This is a genomic window from Luteibacter sp. GL_149, assembly GCF_057834065.1.
In genome coordinates this window covers 4,616,676-4,633,863 of record NZ_CM174395.1, presented here as the reverse complement: position 1 = coordinate 4,633,863, position 17,188 = coordinate 4,616,676, and the positions used below count along the sequence as shown (strand labels likewise).

Here is a 17,188-nt window from a genome sequence, read left to right as displayed (position 1 = left end):
GCCATGTCCGACTCCTCTTTTATTGCCTTCGACGGCCTGCGGCGGGTCGCCGAGGGTTCGCTTGCCAGCGTGATCGAGCGCTGCAAGATCCTGCTCGACGCCGATCCCTCGTCCATGCCGATCGTCTACGACGAGGCCACCGGTCGCCCCGTCGACGTGGACTATCGCGGCAACATCCCCGAGGTTCTTGCGCGGATCGCCACGCCGGAACCCGATGCCGCAGCGAAGCGTGGCCCGGGGCGTCCGAAACTGGGCGTCGTGGCGCGCGAAATTACGTTGCTGCCCCGTCACTGGGCCTGGCTGGCCGATCAGCGAGGCGGCGCGTCGGTGGCTTTGCGCCGACTTGTCGAAGCCGCCAGCCGGGAAGCCGCGCCGGCGGATCGCCTGCGCGAGGCGCGTGAAGCGGTGGACCGCTTTATGTACGTGCTGGCGGGTAATCTTCCCGGTTACGAAGAAGCCTCCCGTGCATTCCATCGCCTGGATGAGGCTCGCTTCGATCACCTCATCGACCCATGGCCCGCCGATGTGCGCGACCATATCCGGAAACTTGCCGCCGCGGCGCGCGGTCCACAGCACTGAAAGGAAAGCCCCACACCATGGCCCCGCCCGCGCATCGCACGGCAACCCTTACCCAAGGGCCCATCGCGAGCACTCTTTTGTTATTCGCTTTGCCGATCCTGGCAAGCAATGTCCTGCAATCGCTGAACGCCTCGGTCAATGCGATCTGGGTGGGGCATTTCCTCGGCGAATCCGCCTTTGCCGCCACGTCGAACGCGAACCTCATTCTGTTCTTCCTGCTCGGCGTCGTGTTCGGCATCAGCATGGCCACGACGATCCTGGTCGGGCAGACGACCGGTGCCGGCGATCTGGCCGAAGCCAAGCGTGTCGTCGGTACGGGCACGGTGTTTTTCGTGGTGCTTTCGCTGCTGGTCGCGCTGGGTGGTTTCGTCGGAACGCCAGGCCTGCTGCGCGCGATGGGGACACCGATCGACGCACAACCCTATGCCATCGCCTATCTGCGCATCATCTTCATCGCGCTGCCGGCGATGTACTTCTTCAACTTCCTGATGATGACGCTGCGCGGCGCCGGCGATTCGCGTACGCCTTTCGTCTTCATGCTGGTTTCCGTCGTACTCGACGTGGCGCTGAATCCGCTTTTCATCTTCGGCTGGGGGCCGGTGCCGCGCATGGGTATCGCCGGTTCGGCGGTGGCGACACTCATCGCCCAGACGCTGGCGCTGTTCGGCCTGATTGCGCACCTGTATCGCCATAAACATTTCCTGCGCATCCAGCGTCACGAATGGGGACTGCTTCGTCCCGATCCGGCCGTGCTTCGTTCGCTGGTACTGAAGGGCCTGCCGATGGGTATGCAGATGATCGTCATTTCGTCGGCGGCCATCGTCATGATCTCGCTGGTGAACCGTCACGGTTCGCAGACCACGGCGGCCTATGGCGCGGCGGCGCAGTTGTGGACGTATATCCAGATGCCCGCGCTGGCTATCGGTGCGGCGGTGTCGTCGATGGTGGCGCAGAACGTCGGCGCCCGACTGTGGGATCGCGTGACGCGGATCGGACGCGTGGGCGTCGGTTTCAATTTCCTGATGACCGGCACGCTAGTGGTACTGATCTATTTGTTCAACCGGTACGCGCTCGGGCTGTTCCTTCCCGGTGACGGAGACGCCATCGCCATCGCGCAGCACCTCAATGCGATCGTGGTCTGGTCGTTCCTTTTCTTCGGCGTGACCTTCGTGATCTTCGGCGTGGTTCGTGCGACCGGTGCGGTCATGGCACCGCTGGTCATCCTGACCGTGTCGATGTGGGGCGTGCGCTATCCGTTCGCGGCCTTCCTGGAACCGCGCTTCGGCGCCGACGCCATCTGGTGGAGTTTCCCGCTGAGTTCGTTGCTGGCCGTCACGATGGCGATGACCTATTACCGCTACGGCGGATGGCGCAAGGCCCGCATGCTTGCGCAGAGCACGCCGGAGGCGACGCAGGCTCCGACGACGGGAGCGGGGACGCCGGCTGCTGCGGCTCCCGTTACGGGGGATGGGGGTGGGTAGTGGGGGCGCATGACTGAAATTCGGCGCGAACTTCACGTCCGCGCCGACGCAGGCTCGACGCCGCCAGTACCCTCAGTTCCACGGATTGCGCCCCCCACTACCCAACCCCAACCCCCGCTCTTCCTTTTTCCGCTTTCAGCCGCCGCCGTTCTTCCCGGCGAAGCTTCCGCTTCGCCTTGCGTTCCTTGCGGTCGTGGTTCCACAGATAAATAGCGGGCGTGCTCAGCAGCGTAAGCAACTGGGACACGAGCAGGCCGCCGACGATCGCGATACCCAGCGGCCGCCGCATTTCCGAACCCACACCGAAGCCGATCGCCAGCGGGAACGCGGCACCCATCGCAACAAGCGTCGTCATCGTGATCGGGCGGAAGCGCACCAGCGCGGCTTCCCTGATCGCTTCCAGAGGCGTCCTGCCGTGTTCCCGTTCGGCCACCAGCGCGAAGTCGACCATCATGATCGCGTTTTTCTTCACGATGCCGATCAGCAACAGCACCGCGATGATCGCCATCAGCGTGAGCTGGGTCTGCGTGACCAGCATGGCAAGGAAAGCACCCGCACCCGCGGCTGGCAGCGTGGAAATGATCGTCAGCGGATGGCCCAGGCTTTCATACAGAATGCCCAGCACGATGTAGACGGCGAGAATCGCGCCGATAAGCAACACCATGCCGTTCGACTGGGCATCCTTCAGCCGCTGGTTCGTGCCGGTGAAGTCCATGCGTATGCCTTCGGGCAACTGCATCTCCAGGATGGCCTGCTCGACCAGCTTATTGCCCTTGTCCGGCGAAATGCCCGGCGCGAGGTTGTACGTGATATCCGCCGATTCGAACTGGTTCTGGTGCGTCACGGCGCTGGGCGTGGCTATCGGCTGGATGTGTGCCACCGCGGACAGCGGCACCATCGTGCCCTTCGAGCTCTTTACATAGGTATTGAGCAGCGCGCCCGGGCTCAGCGTCTGCGCGGAAGCCGCGGTCAGCACGACCCAGTACTGGTTGATGTCGGAGTAGATGATCGATACCTGGCGCTGGCCGAACGCGTTGTACAGCGCCGAGTCGATATCGCCCATGCCGACGTTCAGCCGGCCCGCGGCGTCGCGATCGACCTTGAGCATCTGTTGCTTGCCGACGATGTCGAAGTCGCTGCCGACATCGCGCATTTCCTTGACCGTGCGAAGCTTGCGTACAGTTTTCAGCGCCCAGTCCTGCAACGGTTCGCCGCTGGTGCTGATCAGCTGGAACGAATACGCGCCGCGATTGCCGTTATTGCCGCCGCCGCCGAGGAACTGCACGGGACTCATGAAGACCTGGACGTCCGAGATCTTCTCGTAGGTTTTGCCGAGCCGCTCCATCACCTTCTTGATGTTGTCCCTGCGCTCGCCGGGACCGGAGCCGTAAGGCTTCAGATCCACGAACATCATGCCGTTGCTGCCGACCGCGCCGCCGTTGTCGCCGCCGAGGATCGTGGTGACGTCCAGTACGGCGGGGTCCTGCTGCATGATGTCGCCCACGCGCTTCAGTCGCCGCGCCATTTCGCCGGGCGAAATATTGGCATCGGCACTGACCTGGGCCTGCATCATGCCGGTGTCTTCCTCGGGCATGAACCCGCCGCCGGCCGTGGCGACGACGCCCCAACCGAGACCGATCGTGGCGATCAGCAGGAAAATGGGCTGCCAGCGCATGATCCGGCGGTGATGAAGCGCCCAGTCGAGCGCGCGTTCATAGATGCGTTGCAGTCCATTGTCGAAGCGCTCGAGCGCGCGCTCGAAGCGCGAGACTTTACGGTTTTCGCCTTCGTGCTTCAGATACCTGCCGCATAGCGCCGGCGTCAGCGTCAGCGACACGATGGCCGAAATCAGCACAGCGGCCGCCAGCGTGACCGAGAACTCGCGCAGCAGTTTCACGATCAGGTTATTGCCGAACAGCAGCGGCGCGAAGACGGCGACCAGCGAAAGCGTGATGGACACGACGGTAAAGCCGATCTCGCGCACGCCCTCGAGCGCGGCTTCCATCGGGCCCGCACCCTTCTCCATGTGCCGCACGATGTTCTCGATGACCACGATCGCATCGTCGACGACGAAGCCGATGCATAGCACCAGCGCCATCAGGGACAGCGTGTTCAGCGTATATCCCAGCGACCACATGATGACGAATGCGCCGGCCAGCGAAAGCGGCACCGAAAGCGTCGCGATCATGGTCGGACCCATGCGGCGCAGGAACACCATCATCACCGCCACCACCATCACGATGCTGATGAGCAGCGCGACCTTTACCTCGTGCAGCGCGGAACGCGTCGTCTGGGTCAGGTCGAAGATGGGGGTAACGATGGCGTCGGCGGGGAGCGAGTGGGCAAAGCGGGGCAGCGCCGCGCGAATGGCTTCGGCCGTTTCGATCGAGTTGGCATTCGGGCGCTTGCTGATCTGCATGCTGACGGCGCGCTCGCCCTGGAACCAGGCGGCCTGGTATTCGTCCTGCGCACCGCTCTGCACCTTCGCGATATCGCCCAGGCGCACCGGCACGTTATTGCGTACCGCGATCAACAGGGCGGCGAAATCCTTTGGCTCGCGCAGACCGTCATTGGCCAGCACGGTCATCTGGGTGGTGCCGTCGCTGATCGTGCCCTGCGGCGAATTCACGTTAGCCGCGTGCAGGGCGTTCGAGACGTCGTTGGTGGTCAGCCCCTTGGACGAGAGGGCATTGGTATCCAGTTCGACGCGTACCGCATGCGGGGTACCGCCGAAGACCTGCACGCGCGATACGCCCGGAATCTGTGCCACGGCCGGCGCCAGCAGCGTGTCCACCGTGTCGTAGAGCCTGTCCGGGGGAAGGCTTTTCGAGGTGATCGATACAAGCAGCACGGGGATCGAGCCCGTGTCGAACTTGAAGTACTGCGGGGGCGACGGCATGCCGGTCGGAAGATCTTTCGCCGCCGCGTTGATGGCAGCCTGGACGTCGCGCGCCGCCTTGTCCGTACTGCGATCCATGGTGAAACGGACCTGCACGAAGCCCGAGCCTTCGTTGCTGCTCGAATACATGCGGTCGACGCCGGGAATCTGCCCGAGGTGGCGTTCCAGCGGCGCGATGATGGTCGAGGCCATCGTCTGCGCGTTGGCTCCCGGCATCTGCGCGGACACGAAAACGGCGGGCACGTCGACGGACGGCAGCGCGGCGACGCCGAGCAGCAGATAGGCGATGAAGCCGGCGATCAGCAATCCCGCCGCCAGTAGCGACGTTCCGATGGGCCGGCGAATGAATGGGGCAAAGATATTCACGAACACTCCCTGTAGCGCGACAAGCATAACCGCGCACAGTGGACTTTATGCCCGCCGTTCGTTGCAGTTACGTGTGCCTTAAGTCGCTCCCCTGCCGGAAGGCAGGGGTCGGGAGGAGCATGAATAAGCTTTGTCGCGCGGCCGGTTGCACCGCACTGGACCCCTGCCTGCGTAGGGGGTGACGAACGACGATGAGGGGCATTCACGGAGCGCATCGCCAGCACGACGATGCACCCCGACTACCCCTCACCGTCGTCCCGCCCCGGTCTCCGGAAGAACGAAAGCGCCGTATCGGACGCTCTTGCTCTTACAGCCCCGGCATATACCGCACGGTCACGTAGTACGTCCGGCCGAGCTGGTTATAGAAAGCCACCGTCTCGTACGAGTGATCGAACACGTTCGCGACGCGGCCCTGCAGGCTCCAGCCCGGCTGGAAGCGCCAGGTGGCGCGCAGGTCGGTCGTGGCGTAGCCACCCAGGCGACGGGTGTTCGCCGCATTGTCGTAGCTCTTGCCCGCGGCGTTCAGCGTGCCACCGATCGTGAAGTCGCCAAGATCGCGGTCGAGATCGATGCGGCCGGTCTGATCGGGGCGGCGTGCCAGTTTGTTGTTGTACTGGTCGCCTTCCGTGCGGTTGCGCGGCTGCTGCCAGGTCAGGTACGTGCGCACATGCCAGCCGTCGACATCGGCGCCGAGCTGACCTTCCACGCCGCGAACGCGAGCCTTGTCCACATTGATCGGCAGGAAATTCGAGTCGAAGCCGATGAGATCGTCGAACTTCGTCTGGTAGGCGTTGACCGCCCAGTTCCAGATGCCCGGCGTGCCGGACAGGCCGATTTCCGCCGTCTTCGCCTTTTCGGGCTTCAGGACAACCGGTGCGCCATACGGGTAGTACACGTCGTTGAACGATGGCGCGTGGAACGAGGTGCCGTACGACGCCGTGACCTTCATGCCGTTGTCGAACCGGAAACCGTACGCGGCGGCGCCGGTCGTGTGGTTGTCGAACTGGCTGTTATGGTCGCGGCGCACCGACAGCTGGATCTCGTGGGGGCCAAAGATGCCCTGGTACAGCGCGAAGACGCCCGTGTTGTTGCGGTTGTCGCGTGCGTAGCCCGTGTCGCTGTCCAGGTGTTCCTTCTGGTAGTCGACGCCGGCGCTCAGGATCTGGCCCGGGGCGAGGGTGAAGTCGTTCTGCCAGGAAGCCTGGTTGCGCTTCGAGTACAGGTAACCCGTGCGCTTCATGTTGGCGTTGTATTCGGCGCCGTTGAGATAGTTGTCGGCGCGGTCGATGTTCTGGCCGACGTTGAACGTCATGCGCCACATGTCGAGCGGGCTGAAGGCGAGCTTTGCGCCAGCAATCTGCTGCGAGCGACGGGTGAAGTTCTGGAAGCTGCCGTCGTATTCGATGTCGCCCTTGCTGCGCAGCCAGTTGGCCGCGAGCTCGGTACCGTCGTCGAAGCGGTAGCCGCCGCTCAGCGCGCCGTTATAGGTGCGATAGGAATCCTTGTCCGGCTCGTCGACGAAGCAGCCGGCGAAGGCCTTGGCGGCACCGACGCGGCAGGCATTGATGCCGGTGGTGTACTGGCCACCGAGGCTGGCGTTGTACCAGCCGTGGCCGTCGCCGCCGGACAGGCCGAACTGGCCGCCGACCAGGCCGTGGCTGCCGCCGGTCATGCTGATCGAGGGCGTCGGTGCCTCACCGGCCTGGCCGTGGCGGGTGAAAATCTGGATGACGCCGCCGATGGCGTCCGAACCGTAAAGGCTGGAGCGCGGACCGCGCACGATCTCGATGTGGTCGATCTGCTCCACGGGCAGCTGTTCGTAAGCGGGAATGCCGGCGCCAACGGTGCCGATACGCACACCATCGACCAGGACCAGTGTGTGGCTGGAGTTCGATCCGCGCATGAAGAGAGAGGTTTGCTGACCCAGGCCGCCCGAATTGGCGATCGAGATACCCGGCAGGCCGGTGAGCAACTCCGCGACCGACTGGGGCTGCAGGCGTTCGATATCGTCGCGCGTGATCACGGTGACCGGTGCGAGCGTTTCGTCGAGCGGCATGGCGGAGCGCGTGGCCGTCACGACAACCGGATCGAGCTTGTTCGCTGTGTTCTGGTCGGCGGCATGGGCCGCGGCGATGCACGACAGCAGGGCGGTCGCGAGCAGGGTCTTCTTCATGGAACGTTTCTTCCTCTACCGCGTTGAAGCGCGGGTGTTAGCCAGCGTGAGGCTGGAAGGGAAGACATCGCGAACGCGACGCGCAGCCGCTGAAGGCCGCGCAAAGGTCCCCGATTCGCCCTCCGCGAACCAGCCAATAAAGCGCCGCGTACGCGCTTCGAAGCGCATACGAGCTATCGGGCCGGTCTCCGGACTCGCGCACGACGTGTCTGCACACGTCCGGACCGGCGCCTTCCCGCGCTTGGCGCAGTGGCGTCTCGCCGATCCGGGAATACCGCGTCGCGGTATTCCACTCGCTTACCGTTGCGGGGGCAGTGCCGGCCTTGTCGCGCCTTAAAAGGGCGACGCACCGGCTTCCCGTTTAATCCTTCCGGCGGACGCCGTCGGGACACCCGAACCGCGCCACTTTAGCGTTGCGCTTCAAAACCAGCAAGTTAAGAACTCGTTTACGGAATTTCTTCACGAAATCGTAAGAACGGCACTTGACCGACGCAAAAACCTGCGAGTAGGGTCGGCGTGAGCTCAGCGTCCGGTCCAGGGGAAATCCCTGGACGAGAGGGGCACTACCGCCAGTTACAGCCGTCCGGAGGGGGGCGCTGCCGTCGAAAGTGCGGATGGTCTGGGTTCGAACAGAGTTCGGTTGCGGCTTGCGACCGTCTCATTTGCTGTTAATTTCTGGGGAGAAACAAAATGCAGCGCTCCATCAACCGCAGCCCCGTGCTGCGTCGGTCCGTCTTGTGCACCGCGCTTGCCCTGAGTCTGGCAAGCGGCGCGGTCCTGGCACAGTCCAATGCTTCCGGTGTCGTTTTCGGCCGCGTCGCGCAGCCCGAAGGCAGCGTCGTCCATCTGCAGAACCTGGACACGGGCCTGACCCGTGACGTCGGCGTCGATGCCGACGGCCGCTATCGCGCAAGCTCGCTGCCGGTCGGCCGCTACAAGGTATCCGTCGAACGCGGCGGCCAGACCGTCGAAACCCGCGATAACGTCCAGGTCTCGCTTGGCGGCGGTGTCGACGTGTCGTTCGCTGGCTCAGCCGCGCCGGGATCGGCTCAGACCCTCGAAGGCGTGCAGGTCACCGGCAACGTCCTGCCTGCGATCGACGTTTCGTCCGTCGACTCGCGCACCGTCCTCACGTCCCAGCAGTTGCAGAAGCTTCCGCTGGCCCGCGACGTCACCGCCGCCGCGCTTCTCGCGCCAGGCGTTGTCGCAGGCGATAGCCGTTACGGCAACGTGGCGTCCTTCGGTGGTTCGTCCGCGTCGGAAAACCAGTACTACATCAACGGTTATGCGGTAACCAATGCGCTGACCGGTCTTGGCTTCACCAGCCTGCCGTTCGACGCCATCGACCAGCAGCAGATCTTCACCGGCGGCTACGGCGCCGAATACGGCCGTTCGACCGGTGGCGTGATCAACGTCGTCACCAAGCGCGGCGGTAACGAGTGGAAAGCTGGCGTCGGCATGTACATCACGCCGCAGTACTTCCGTCAGTCGCCGCGCAGCATTTATCGTACGAACGGTCAGCTCTTCCAGTACCGCGGCGACAACAAGAGCACGGACATGCAGTACACCGGCTACATCAGCGGTCCACTCATCAAGGACAAGCTGTTCCTGTACGCCGCGGCTGATTTCACCAAGTCCGATAGCAAGAATGTCAGCAGCATCCTGGCGCCGCAGAAAACCAATCAGACGTCCAAAGCCACGAAGTGGATGGCCAAGATCGACTGGAATATCACCGATAGCCACCTGCTGGAACTGACCGGCATCGGCGACAAGACCAACGTCGATCGCAGCGTTTACAAGTACAACTACGCGACCGGTACCCAGGGTGCTTTCATCGGTACCGATAAGCTGAAGAACTTCGACGCGGGCGCTGGTTCGGCGCCTGGCGGCGATGTGTATATCGGCAAATACACCGGTTACATCACCGACAACCTCACGATCAACGCGTTGTACGGTCACTCCACCACCAACCATGTTCGCGATCTGAACTATGCCGGTTCGCCGAATTGCCCGTGGATCACGGACAGCCGCCGCGGCATCTCCAGCCCGATCGTCGGTTGCGGCCTGGTCAACGGCACGGTGCTTGGTGCGGGTGCGAAGGACAAGACCCACGGCTACCGACTGGACGTCGAATACCGCATCGGCGATCACGACCTGCGTGCGGGCGTGGATAACCAGACGCTGGAATCGAGCGCCGGCAATGTCTACGAAGGCGGCTATCGCTGGGTCTACCGCAACGCCGGTAAAGTCACCGGCCGTCCGGACATCGTTCCGCCGCCGGGTACGCAGTACGTCGCCGAAAAGCGTCTCTTCCAGACCGGCGCCTCGGTCAAGGTCGAGCAGGAAGCGCAGTTCATCGAAGACAAGTGGCAGGTCACCGATCGCTGGATGGCGTACATCGGCCTGCGTAACGAGCAGTTCAAAAACCTCAATGGTGCCGGCGAAACTTACGTCAAGCAGCGTCATCAGCTTGCGCCGCGTCTTGGCGTGACGTGGGACGTGTTCGGCGATTCGACCTTCAAGGTGTATGCGAACGCCGGTCGCTACCATCTGGCGATTCCGTCGAACGTGGCTATCCGTGGTGCCTCGGCATCGATGTATTACAGCGAGTACTACACCTATTCGGGCGTGGGTCCGAACGGCGAACCCACGGGTCTGACCCAGCTCGGCAATCGCGCTTACCTCAACGGCGAGGACGGCCATACGCCGAACCCGAAGACCGTTGCCGCGCAGGGCATCGATGCTTATTACCAGGACGAATACATCCTGGGCTTCGATAAAGCGATCAATGCGGACTGGAGCTACGGCGCCAAGGTCACCTATCGCAAGCTGAAGAGTTCGATCGACGACTTCTGCGATTCGCGTCCGTTCGAGAAGTACGCCACGCGCAAGGGCATCGACATCAGCAACGCCAGCATCCCGGGCTGCTATCTGTTCAATCCCGGCAAGGGCGGCACCTTCCAGGTGGATATCGATGGCAAAGGCACGCTGGTTCCGTTCGAGCTGACCAAGCAAGATTTCATCACGGATGCAGGCGTAGGCTTCCCGGATCTGAAGCGCAGCTACTACTCGCTCGACCTGTACCTGGAACACCACTTCGATTCGCGCTGGTACGGTCGCGTCGATTACACGTTCTCGCGTAGCTACGGTAACTCCGAAGGCCAGCTGAAGTCCGACATCGGCCAGCTCGATCCGTCGGTGACGCAGGACTGGGATGCTCCGGAAATCATGCAGTACACGAACGGTCCGCTGCCGAACGATCGCACGCATGCACTGAAGGCCTATGGCTACTTCCAGGCGACACAGGAGTGGTTGTTCGGTGCGAACATCGCCATCGCGTCGGGTCGTCCGAGGAACTGCATCGGCCTGGACCCGGTCGATGCGATCCAGTACGGCGCCTCGTACTTCGAATGCGGCGGCAAACCCGCACCGCGCGGTTCGCAGGGTCGTCTGCCATATACCTGGCAGCTCGACCTGAATACCGAATACCGTCCGCTCTGGGCCGGCGCACAGCAGCCGCTCGCATTCACCGCGGCGGTGTTCAATGTGGCCGGTAGCCAGCGTCCGGTGGCGCAGGTCGACGTCGGCGAAGTCAACACGGGCGGTCCAAGCGACGATTACCGTCGTGCAATCGCGTTCCAGACGCCGCGTTATTTCCGCTTCGGCGTTCGTTACGACTTCTCGCTCTAAGAGCGAACACCAGCGCGCCCGGGCAATGTACCCGGGCGCGCACTCGACTCCCCTGTCGTTGGCCGGCGCCGGATCGTCGGCCTTTTTTATGGTTCTTTTCGCATGGTCGGGGAGGGCTCGGCTTTGCCATCGCTATTGCCGTAGTGCTGGGACGCTTCGAGGAGAGCCGTCGGCCACCGCCCTCGACGCTCCGTCTCCACCGTCGCTCGGGAAGGGATAGCCGCTGCGCGGCTGGTGTTCTATGGCTGCGCCCCGTCGCGCCCGCGCGGCGGGCGGGGGTTTTCGATTCGGCTCCTGCCTCAGCGAAAACGGCGGACCGTCCTGGTCCGCCCCCTTCGGGCCTTTTCCGCCCGCCGCGCTCGGTTCCGCAAGTCGCGTCGAGGGCGGTGGCCGACGGCTCTTCCGGAGGTTGCGGTGACGTGGGGGAAAGCAGCGCGTGACGCATGACCGGTGGTGAGCGTATCCGGTCGCGGCCTCGCAAACGCACGAGCGTGAGGCGGCTGTCCCGACGAGACGCGTGGGGTCGTCCCCGCAGCGCCAGGTGCTACTACGACCGGCTGCCGCTGATCCAGGTTTCCACCACGTTGAAGTTATCGTCCATCACCACGAAGTCGGCGCGATAGCCCGCCGCGATGTGGCCGTGGGTTTTTTCCAGGCCGAGGAATGCGGCGGGATAGGTCGATGCCATGCGCGCTGCCTCGTCGATCGGTACGCCGACCATTTCGACCGTGTTGCGCACGGCCGTGGCCATGTCCAGCGCGGAGCCGGCGAGCGTGCCGTCGGCGGTCTGGCAGACGCCGTCGCGCATGGTGATCGTTTCGCCTTTGAGTACGAAGTCCGGATTGTCCGAGCCCACCGGCGGCATCGCGTCGGTGACGAGCATCATGCGTTCTCTCGCCTTGGCGGCAATGGCAACGCGTAAAGAGGCCGGATGCACGTGATGGCCGTCGACGATCAGGCCGCACCAGCTGTCGTGATCTTCCAGCGCGGCACCGACCACGCCGGGTTCGCGGCTGGTGAACGGCGTCATGGCGTTGAACAGGTGGGTGAAACCACGCACGCCCGCGACCAGTGCGGCGCGCGTCGTGTCGTAGTCGGCGGCGGTGTGTCCGGCCGCGACGACGACGCCGTTGGCGACGAGCTGGCTGAGTACGTCGTTCGTCGTACGTTCCGGCGCCAGGGTGAGCAGCGTGACGCCGCCGTGGCGGCGGGCGAGCAGTGCGACATCGTCGGCTCCGGCCACGCGGAATTTAGCGGAATCGTGAACGCCCTTGCGCTCCGGTGCGATGAACGGGCCTTCCAGATGAATGCCAAGCACGCCCGGTACGCCCTGTTCCACGGCCTCGTTCACCGCGTTGATCGCGCGTTCCATTACGTCCGCATCGTCGCTGATAAGCGTGGGCAGGAAGCCGGTGGTGCCGAACTTGCGGTGGGCCTCGCCGATGCGGCGAATCGTATCGACGGTCGGTGCGTCATTGAACAGCACGCCGCCACCGCCATTGACCTGGCAGTCGATGAAGCCGGGCAGCAGGATATGGCCGCCCAGATCGTGCCGTTCCGCGGCGCGTACGCGTGGATCGGATGGCAACGCAAGGCCGACGATTTTTTCATCCTCGATGAGGACGGCGAAACCGCTCTGGAAACCGTGGTCGGTAAGTACGCGACCGTTGACGAGGGCGATAGTCATGGGTTGCTCCGGATCAGACGGTCTCGGTGACCTTGTTGAGGTGCGGCGGCACGTCGGGATTGAACCCGCGGCGCAGCGCCAGCGCCGCGGTGGCGCGATAGAAACTCTGGACGGTGACAAGCGGCGCGGCGATAGGCGCCGTGGCGGTCAGCGGCAGGATGTCTTCGCCGACGGCGCCGGGTGCCGCGACCCATACTTTCGCGCCGCGCTTGCGGAATTCCGCCGCGACATCCAGGACGCTGGGCAGCGTGTCGTCGTTCTGCGCGAAGAACAGCACGGGGAATTCCGGACCCACCAGCGCCATCGGACCGTGTTTCACTTCGGCCGCGCTGAATGCCTCGGCGTGCAGGCCGCAGGTTTCCTTGAACTTCAGTGCCGCTTCCAGCGCGCCGGCGAAACCGAAACCGCGGCCGACAACGAAGAGATTGCGCGCATCGACGAGTCCGTCGGTCAGCGCGCTCCAGTCGGCGTCCCAGCCGGCACGCAGTTGGGCGGGCAGGTCGATCAGCGCCTGATTGGCTTCGGGGTCCTCGCTCCAGCGTGCGGCAAGGTGCAGGATCGCGAACAGCGCGCCGAGGTAGCTCTTCGTCGCCGCAACGCTCTTTTCAGGACCCGCGTGCAGGGGAATCACGACATCGGCGGCTTCGGCCAGCGGCGAATCGACGACATTGACCATGGCCACGACGTACGCACCGGCTTCTTTCGCCGCCTGTGCGTTGCGTACCAGGTCGGGGCTTTTGCCCGACTGCGAAACGGCGATGTACAGGGCGTCTTCGAGTTGCTGCGGCGCGCGGTAGATCGACGTGACCGATGGCGATGCCGACGCGACGACCACGCCAAGCTGGGTTTCGAAGACGTACTTGGCATACATCGCCGCGTGATCGGAGCTGCCCCGGGCGCAGGTGATGATCATGCGTGGCGTATGCGCGCGCAGATGGGCGGCGAGTTCGCTCACTACCGCTTCGTTCGCGGCGAGCTGGCGCTCGATCACGTCGGCGGTCTCGTGCGCCTCGCGGAACATGAGGGTGTCGTGCGGCTGGATCGTCATGGTGATGGGGGGTCTCATTCGCTTTGCAGTTCGGCGACGAAATCGTAGATATCGCCGCGATACCAGGAACAGGTGAATTCGACGATGCGTCCGTCGTCGAGGAAGCTGCGCCGCTCGATATTCAGGCCGGCGCTGCCGGCACTGAGCCGCAGCAGCCGCGTCTGCGCGGGACCGAGCACCACGGCACGCAGGCGCTGCAACGCCCGGCGCGGACGGCAGCCGAGTTTGTCGAGCGCTTCGTAAAGGGAGTCTTCCACCAACGACGGATCGGGCAGCAGCGAGAGAGGCACCGCGCTGCGCTCGATGGCCAGCGGTTCGTCGCCGGCATAGCGCAGACGATGCAGGCGAACGACCTGGGTGCCGGGCGAGAGGTTCATCGCCATGGCTTCCTCGGGCGTGACTTCGCCGATGGCTCGTTCGAAGAATTCCGAGCGCGGATTGAGTCCGCGGGCACGCAGGTCTTCGGTAAAGCTGGTCATCCGCGACAGCGGCTTGACGATGCGCTCGGACACGAACGTTCCGGCGCCATGGCGCTGGGTGAGCAGGCCATCCTCTACCAGACCGCCGATGGCCTTGCGAACCGTGACCCTGGACAGCGTGAGGGCGCGGGCCAGGTCACGTTCGCTCGGCAGCGCGTTACCGACCTGCACTTCGCCGTTCTCGATCACATTCCGGATAGCGCGACGCAGCCGCATGTACGCCAGCGGCAGGCGTGCGGACGGGTCGTGCTGCAGACGTTGGTATTCGGCGACGAGTGCGCTTTCCATACCAGAGAAGATACCAATTGACGACCACTGGAGCAAGCGGCGACGACATGCCGAAGCGCTACATTTATTTCAAACGGTCGTTCGCACGATTTAAATGGCGTCAGTAAACGGTTACATTCGTAATCATTCCGGCAAAAATCGCAAAGCGACAGATCTCACTGGTACGGGGCTGGTCCGCCCTGGTATGTCACTGGTATGATCGACCGTGCGTCCCACTCCCCCCTCCCGGATCTATTGAGGTGACCACCGTGACTGCTTCTCTCCTGCCGACCGAGCCTTTCGATCTGGTGATCTTCGGCGGCACCGGCGACCTCGCGGTACGCAAGCTGCTGCCAGCGCTTTACCACCGTTTCGTCGATGGCCAGATTCCCGCCAGCAGCCGCATTGTCGGCGTGGCGCGCGAAGGTCTGGACGACGCCGGTTACCGCGCCCAGGTGCGCGACGCCGTCGAAGCATCCGTGCCCCAAACCGTTGCAACGACGCTCGACGCGTTTATCGGCATGATCGGTTACCGCTCGCTGGATGCCCGCAAGGCCGACGGCTGGGAAGAGTTCGCGGCGATGGTCGGCGAGCAGCCGGATCACATTCGGGTGTTCTATCTGTCGACGTCTCCCGAACTGTTCGTCGATATCTGCGAACGTCTGGGCAGCTTCGGTCTCAACGGCCCGCGTTCGCGTGTGGTGCTCGAAAAGCCGATCGGCCGCGACCTGGCCAGCGCCAACGCGATCAACGATGCCGTCGCCCGTGTCTTCGACGAATCGCAGACCTACCGCATCGACCATTACCTCGGTAAGGAAACGGTGCAGAACCTGCTGGCGCTGCGCTTCGGCAATGCCCTGTTCGAACCGCTGTGGAATTCCTCGCATATCGACCACGTGCAGATCACCGTGGCCGAAACGGTGGGTGTCGGCCATCGCGCCGGCTATTACGACCGTGCCGGCGCGCTGCGCGACATGGTCCAGAACCACATCCTGCAGCTGGTCTGCATGGTGGCGATGGAGCCACCTTCGTCGCTGTCGCCCGATGCGGTGCGCGACGAAAAACTCAAAGTGCTGCGTTCGCTGCGCCCGATCAACGGCAGCAACGCCGGCCAGTTCACCGTGCGCGGTCAGTACCGCGCCGGCGCGGCCGAAGGTCAGGGCGTCCCGGGTTACTTCGACGAACTCGGCAGCGACCAGTCGAAAACCGAAACCTTCGTCGCCCTCAAGGCGGAGATCGGTAACTGGCGCTGGGCCGGCGTGCCTTTCTATCTGCGCACCGGCAAGCGCCTTCCGACGCGTGTTTCGGAGATCGTGGTGACGTTCCGTCAGTTGCCGCATTCGATCTTCGATCCGGCCAGCGGTCCGTTGCTGCCCAACCGTCTGACGCTGCGCCTGCAGCCGGACGAGGGCGTGAAGCTCTGGCTGACGATCAAGCATCCGGGTCCGGGCGGTCTGCGCCTGCGTCATGTGCCGCTGGATATGAGCTTCGCCACGGCTTTCGGCGTGCAGCAGCCCGACGCCTACGAGCGCCTGATCCTGGACGTGGTGCGCGGCAATCCCACGCTGTTCATGCGCCGCGACGAAGTCGAGGCGGCATGGAACTGGGCAGGTCCCATCCTCGAGGCGTGGGAAGCCAGCGGTGAGACGCCCAAACCCTACACTGCCGGTACATGGGGTCCGAGCGCCGCCGTGGCGCTCATCGAACGCGATGGCCGTACCTGGGCCGAGGACGCAAGCTGATGAACGCTACCGTACGCCGCCACGATTTCGCAGACCGTCTCACCCTCGCCGACAAGCTTGCCCACGAGGTAGCGGAAAAATTGCGCGAGGCGATCGCCTCGCGCGGTCACGCCACGCTCGCCGTTTCCGGCGGCGGCACGCCCAAGGTATTCTTCGCGGTGTTGGCGCGCTCCGTACTCGACTGGTCGAAAGTGACCGTCACGCTGGTCGACGAACGCTGGGTCGGCGAAGACAACGAACGCTCGAACGCACGCATGGTTCGCGACTTGCTCCTGAAGCAGAACGCGGAACAGGCCACCTTCGTTCCTTTGTACGAAAACGCACCGACGCCGGACGACGCGCTGGACAACGTCAATGCTCGTATCGACAAGTTGCCGCAGCCGTTCGACGTCGTGCTTCTCGGTATGGGTCCGGACGGCCATACGGCATCGTTCTTTCCCGGCGGCGACCATCTTGCGCAGGCCCTTGCGCTGGATGGCACGCGCAGTGTGCTTTCCATGCGCGCCGAAGGCGCGGGCGAGCCGCGTATCACGCTGAGCCTGCCTCGTATCCTGGAAACGCATGCGCTTTATCTGCATATCGAAGGCGATGACAAGAAACAGGTCCTGGACGATGCCATCGCCAGGGATTATCCGATCGCTTCGGTGCTTAAACAAACGCGTACGCCGCTGGACGTCTACTGGAGTCCGTGAGGCCGTCGCCATCCCAGAACAGTCGTTCCGTGCTATGCGCGGGATGCAGGCATCGGCACGTCGCGATGCCTTTCGGTAGCTGCGC

10 protein-coding genes and 1 riboswitch are annotated in these 17,188 nt (G+C 63.9%); of the genes, 5 read left to right on the top strand and 5 right to left on the bottom strand.

Annotation, left to right across the window (positions count from 1 at the left end; all coding sequences use genetic code 11):
- The first annotated feature begins 3 nt into the window (after positions 1 to 3).
- Complete coding sequence (locus AC3IR3_RS20275; protein WP_489194832.1) at positions 4 to 579, top strand: DUF2239 family protein; 576 nt, start codon at positions 4 to 6, stop codon at positions 577 to 579.
- 17 nt (positions 580 to 596) lie between these two features.
- Positions 597 to 2,060 carry an MATE family efflux transporter gene (locus AC3IR3_RS20270; protein WP_489194830.1) on the top strand — a complete coding sequence of 488 codons (1,464 nt, stop codon included), beginning with the start codon at positions 597 to 599 and terminating at the stop codon, positions 2,058 to 2,060.
- Positions 2,061 to 2,157: 97 nt separating this feature from the next.
- Here AC3IR3_RS20270 and AC3IR3_RS20265 read toward each other — a convergent pair whose 3' ends face one another.
- Together AC3IR3_RS20265 and AC3IR3_RS20260 are read right to left on the bottom strand one after the other, a co-directional pair.
- Positions 2,158 to 5,325, bottom strand: a complete 3,168-nt coding sequence (locus AC3IR3_RS20265) for an efflux RND transporter permease subunit (RefSeq protein WP_489194829.1) — start codon at positions 5,323 to 5,325, stop codon at positions 2,158 to 2,160.
- Between the two features lie 307 nt (positions 5,326 to 5,632).
- Complete coding sequence (locus AC3IR3_RS20260) at positions 5,633 to 7,498, bottom strand: TonB-dependent receptor domain-containing protein (RefSeq protein ID WP_489194827.1); 1,866 nt, start codon at positions 7,496 to 7,498, stop codon at positions 5,633 to 5,635.
- A 162-nt stretch (positions 7,499 to 7,660) separates the two neighbouring features.
- Positions 7,661 to 7,908, bottom strand: a riboswitch (cobalamin riboswitch).
- 280 nt (positions 7,909 to 8,188) lie between these two features.
- Between AC3IR3_RS20260 and AC3IR3_RS20255 the strand changes: the two genes are divergently transcribed.
- Positions 8,189 to 11,188 (top strand): TonB-dependent receptor, encoded by a 3,000-nt coding sequence (locus AC3IR3_RS20255; protein ID WP_489194826.1) that lies wholly within the window; start codon positions 8,189 to 8,191, stop codon positions 11,186 to 11,188.
- A gap of 547 nt (positions 11,189 to 11,735) precedes the next feature.
- Here AC3IR3_RS20255 and nagA read toward each other — a convergent pair.
- From nagA to AC3IR3_RS20240, 3 genes are read right to left on the bottom strand one after another with little or no spacing between them, the layout of a single operon-like run.
- Positions 11,736 to 12,875, bottom strand: coding sequence for an N-acetylglucosamine-6-phosphate deacetylase (gene nagA / locus AC3IR3_RS20250; protein ID WP_489194824.1), 1,140 nt, complete (start codon positions 12,873 to 12,875; stop codon positions 11,736 to 11,738).
- A 13-nt stretch (positions 12,876 to 12,888) separates the two neighbouring features.
- Positions 12,889 to 13,923, bottom strand: coding sequence for an SIS domain-containing protein (locus tag AC3IR3_RS20245; RefSeq protein ID WP_489196984.1), 1,035 nt, complete (start codon positions 13,921 to 13,923; stop codon positions 12,889 to 12,891).
- Positions 13,924 to 13,937: 14 nt separating this feature from the next.
- On the bottom strand, positions 13,938 to 14,690 hold the full coding sequence (locus tag AC3IR3_RS20240; protein ID WP_132145475.1) for a GntR family transcriptional regulator: 753 nt from the start codon (positions 14,688 to 14,690) through the stop codon (positions 13,938 to 13,940).
- 248 nt (positions 14,691 to 14,938) lie between these two features.
- Between AC3IR3_RS20240 and zwf the strand changes: the two genes are divergently transcribed.
- Both zwf and pgl read left to right on the top strand, forming a co-directional pair.
- Positions 14,939 to 16,411: a glucose-6-phosphate dehydrogenase gene (gene zwf / locus AC3IR3_RS20235; RefSeq protein ID WP_489194823.1), complete on the top strand. Its 1,473-nt coding sequence runs from the start codon at positions 14,939 to 14,941 to the stop codon at positions 16,409 to 16,411.
- Complete coding sequence (gene pgl, locus AC3IR3_RS20230; protein ID WP_489194822.1) at positions 16,411 to 17,103, top strand: 6-phosphogluconolactonase; 693 nt, start codon at positions 16,411 to 16,413, stop codon at positions 17,101 to 17,103. Before zwf ends, pgl begins: the two co-directional genes overlap by 1 nt.
- Positions 17,104 to 17,188: the final 85 nt, after the last annotated feature.

Excerpts from the sequence above, each read along its gene's own strand:
- AC3IR3_RS20275 (WP_489194832.1), top strand. The coding sequence starts at position 4 with ATGTCCGACTCCTCTTTTATTGCCTTCGACGGCCTGCGGCGGGTCGCC.
- AC3IR3_RS20270 (WP_489194830.1), top strand. The coding sequence starts at position 597 with ATGGCCCCGCCCGCGCATCGCACGGCAACCCTTACCCAAGGGCCCATC.
- AC3IR3_RS20260 (WP_489194827.1), bottom strand. The coding sequence starts at position 7,498 with ATGAAGAAGACCCTGCTCGCGACCGCCCTGCTGTCGTGCATCGCCGCG.
- AC3IR3_RS20255 (WP_489194826.1), top strand. The coding sequence starts at position 8,189 with ATGCAGCGCTCCATCAACCGCAGCCCCGTGCTGCGTCGGTCCGTCTTG.
- nagA (WP_489194824.1), bottom strand. The coding sequence starts at position 12,875 with ATGACTATCGCCCTCGTCAACGGTCGCGTACTTACCGACCACGGTTTC.
- AC3IR3_RS20245 (WP_489196984.1), bottom strand. The coding sequence starts at position 13,923 with ATGACGATCCAGCCGCACGACACCCTCATGTTCCGCGAGGCGCACGAG.
- AC3IR3_RS20240 (WP_132145475.1), bottom strand. The coding sequence starts at position 14,690 with ATGGAAAGCGCACTCGTCGCCGAATACCAACGTCTGCAGCACGACCCG.
- pgl (WP_489194822.1), top strand. The coding sequence starts at position 16,411 with ATGAACGCTACCGTACGCCGCCACGATTTCGCAGACCGTCTCACCCTC.